Origin of the sequence: Adlercreutzia wanghongyangiae (assembly GCF_035989245.1) — a bacterium.
Taxonomy (GTDB): Bacteria; Actinomycetota; Coriobacteriia; order Coriobacteriales; family Eggerthellaceae; genus Adlercreutzia; species Adlercreutzia wanghongyangiae.
The window spans coordinates 1-3,628 of sequence record NZ_JAYMFF010000037.1; the positions used below are offsets into that span (position 1 = coordinate 1).

2 protein-coding genes are annotated in these 3,628 nt (G+C 65.8%); one reads left to right on the forward strand and one right to left on the reverse strand.

All coding sequences use genetic code 11. From position 1 onward, the window contains the following. Positions 1-60 precede the first annotated feature (60 nt). Complete coding sequence (locus VIN30_RS11455; protein WP_338211629.1) at positions 61-1,518, reverse strand: helix-turn-helix transcriptional regulator; 1,458 nt, start codon at positions 1,516-1,518, stop codon at positions 61-63. Positions 1,519-1,716: 198 nt separating this feature from the next. Here VIN30_RS11455 and VIN30_RS11460 point away from each other — a divergent pair, with 198 nt between their 5' ends. After that, complete coding sequence (locus tag VIN30_RS11460) at positions 1,717-3,399, forward strand: FAD-dependent oxidoreductase (RefSeq protein WP_338211630.1); 1,683 nt, start codon at positions 1,717-1,719, stop codon at positions 3,397-3,399. The last annotated feature ends 229 nt before the right edge of the window (positions 3,400-3,628 follow it).

Consider the following 3,628-nt stretch of genomic DNA (forward strand, 5'->3'; position numbering starts at 1 on the left):
TCGTTAGGGGCGCCGTCGTTAGAGATACCATCGTTAGAGATGCCGTCGTAGGGGCGGGCTTCAGCCCGCCCGCGGCGGGTCGCCGTGAATGGACAGCCCCTCGGCCTCCCGATCTACCAGCAACAGCAGCTCCGCCTGGGAATGCACGCCCAGCTTGGCGTAGAGATTGCGCATGTGGGTCTTCACCGTAGACTGGCTGACCACCAGCTTCTCGGCGATATAGGGCGCTCGGTAGTTCTGGGCCAGCAGCACGAACACCTCCCGCTCGCGCGGCGTCAGCTGGAACCGATCGGACAGCGCCTCGCACAAGTCGGCGGTATCAGCCACCGCCGCCCCCGGGGCCTCGTCGTGACGAGAGCGCGCCTCCCCCTCGCGCGCCACCATCAGCAACACCAGCACCCCGGTGCCGATGAACGACGCCACCACGATGACCACGCACAGCCCCGCATAGGCCGAGGCCGGCAGCACATCCTGAAGGCCGATGAACACGGCCCGCGCCCCGATCATAAACGCGAACACCCCGTAGGCGGGCGCCGACGACACCGCGCCTTCTCGGCGCGGTGGGAACAGGAAAGGCGCCATCATCACATAGAACAGCACCACCTTGTAAGTTGAGTCCACGATCATGAAATGCAGGGGCCATAAGTCGCTGACCAGCTGGGCGGTGTACAGCGACAAAAACGATACGGGCACTACGACCAGATCGAAGGCCAGCACGAAGCCGCGGTTCCAGGCGAAGCGGATGATGAGGGCGATGGCGCCGGCGCCCAGCAAAATGCCGCAGCCGATGGCCGCTTGCATGGCCAGGCCGCCGCTGGCCTGCTGCAGGGGCATCCAAGCCTGCAGCGTAGACGTCGTGGTAGCCCGGGACAGCAGGGGCAAGCACAGCAGGCCCACAGCAGCCACTAAATCGGAACGCGTGCGGCACGAGAACGTCGGCAGGGGCGCGCAAGGCGCCGGGGGCACCTCTTCGACGCGTGTCGGCTGGAAGGCCACGAAAGCCGCACTTCCGCCCACAGCGATGGCGACCAGCACCGGCGAGGCCGCCACCGAGGGCACCGCGGCCAAAGCCAGCGTAGCGGCGCCGGAAATCGCACACGCCCCGCCGATCACCACCGCCGCGCGTCGGGCACCCAGCGGCAGCAGTCGCTCGCTCCACAGCACCACGAGAAGCCCCGTGGTCATACGGTACACCACGCGAACAGCCAGCATAGCGGACGACGAGAACGCGCTGCCCTCCAGCACGAGCCACGCCGAGGCCACGGCCAGAACAGCCACCGTCGCCCGCACGGCCACCGACGCGCCCAGAGGACGCGACCGCCCCCGCAGCGCCCACAGGCCCAACGCGGCAATCAGAGCCGCCTCGGCCCCGTAGGGCAGCGGCGCGAACATGGAAAAGCTGACCACATGGGCCACGGGCATGCGCTGAATTTCCAGCACCATGAGCGCACAGGCAACGCCGACCATGGCCAAAGGCATTCCCTGCGCATTGCGAGCGCGCGAGCGAATTGATGACATCGGTAAAGTTCCTCCCGCCCCGTTATATCAGAAAAACGGTATGAGTGTGACTGTTTTCCCCTACTTCATACCGTTTGTGGTAGGCGCTCCCCCGCGGCGGAGGGTAGGTTGGGAAAGGCGCGCACGACCCACCGGCGTTCTCCGCCAATATTGGGACGCTGCGCGTCTCACGACCATGTAATGAAAGGAGAGGGAGTCGTGGAACTGAATCGTCGAGACTTTCTGAAAGGTGCGCTGGCTGTGGGTGCCGTCAGCGCCGCCGGTGCCGGCCTGGCAGGCTGCGCGCCGAGCAAGGACAATCCGCAGACCGCCGAAACGGGCGGCATCGAGTACCCCGCGGGCCTGCAAGAGAGCGACTTCAAGGAGTCGCCGGTGGAGCTGGCCCCCATCACCGACTTCGCCGACGAGAAAACCTACGACGTGGTAGTCGTGGGCGCCGGCACCGGTGGTGTACCCGCCGCGCTTTCCGCCCTGGAAGAAGGCGCGACCGTCGCCGTGCTGCAGAAGGAGAGCAAGCCCATTTCCCAAGGCGGCACCTGCTCCGGCGTGCTGCTGGACGAGAGCGACGAGCAGGGCGTGATGAACTACATCCAGGGCTTTTTGGAGGACTGCGGCTGGCGCGCCGACCGCAAGCTGGCCGAGACCTACGCCAAATATTCCGGCGAGGCCATCCGCTGGACCCAGGTGCGCACCGCCGAGGCCGGCTTCCCGCCCTACACCGTGCGCCCCACGGCCGTGGCCGAGTACGAGGACGGCTCGAAGTGCGCCCGTCGCTCCATCATGTTCGGCCCCAAGCCCTACAACAACGGCACCATGATCGAGCACCTGTCCGACCTGGCCGCCGAGCGCGGCGTGGAGTTCTTCTTCTCCACCCCCGGCGTGCAGCTTATCACCGATGAGTCCGGCGCCGTGACCGGCGTGATCGGCAAGGGTCCCGACGGGTACATCAAGTTCAACGCCACCAAGGGCGTGGTGGTGTCCACCGGCGACTATCAGAACAACCAGAGCCTGGTGGAGCGCTACTGCCCCGACGTAAAGGACTTCGACCGCAAGCAGAGCGGCAAGACCGGCGACGGCATCCTGATGGCCATGGCCATCGGCGGCGGCTTCGTGCCCGTGGGCCATTCCCACATGATGCACGACTTCGACTCGGGCCCCATGTTCGACGAGCCTTTCCTCACGGTGAACGAGAACGGCGAGCGCTTCATGAACGAGGACTGCGTGTTCGAGGAGATCAACTGCGTGCTGCGCAACCAGCCCAAGCCCGGTTGGTACTCGCAGATCTTCGATAACAACTACGTGGCTCAGGTTACCGAGTGGGGCGGCAAGGCCACCGAGCCGGAGAACATGCAGAAGTACATGCCCGACGTGGAGATGGACCGCTCCCCCGAAAGCGGCAACGCCGTCATTGAGGGCCTGATCGACACCTACTGCTGCGACACCCTGGATGAGCTGGCCGGCAAGCTGGGCATCCCGGCCGACGCGCTGAAGGCCTCGGTGGAGCGCTACAACCAGATGTGCGACGCGGGCTTCGACGCCGATTTCGGCAAGGAGGTCAAGTACCTGAAGAAGGTGGAGCAGCCGCCGTTCTGGGGCATCCACAAGCACGTGCGCGTGTCCGCCCTGTGCGCCGGCGCGACGGTAAACGAGAACTACCAGGCCACCCGCACCGACGGCACGGTCATCCCGAACCTGTGGATCACCGGTTTCGGTGCCGGCCAGCTGTGCGGCGCGCCCGACTGGTCCATGTACCAGGCCGGCATGTCGGCGGGCCACTGCATCATGTCGGGCCGCATCTGCGGCATCCAGGCGGCCACGGGCGGCAAGCTGGAGGCCTCCACACCTATTACCGAGGCCGACGTGGTGGCCATTTCCGCCTAACATCTCGGGTCGTCCTTTGCAGAAAAGGCCGGGGGCCGACTCCCCGCAGGATGCCAGGCCCCGGCCCGTAAAAATCTATCCTCCCCCTTGCGCCCCGCACCCCTCCCTGCGGGGCGCTCTCTTCCAAAGCAAAGACCCGCGTGCGAAAAACTGCCCCGATTTCCCGATTTCCACCTTTTTGGGCTTGCTTCGAGGTGAAAAACGGGAAATCGGGGCAGTTTCGGGGGCA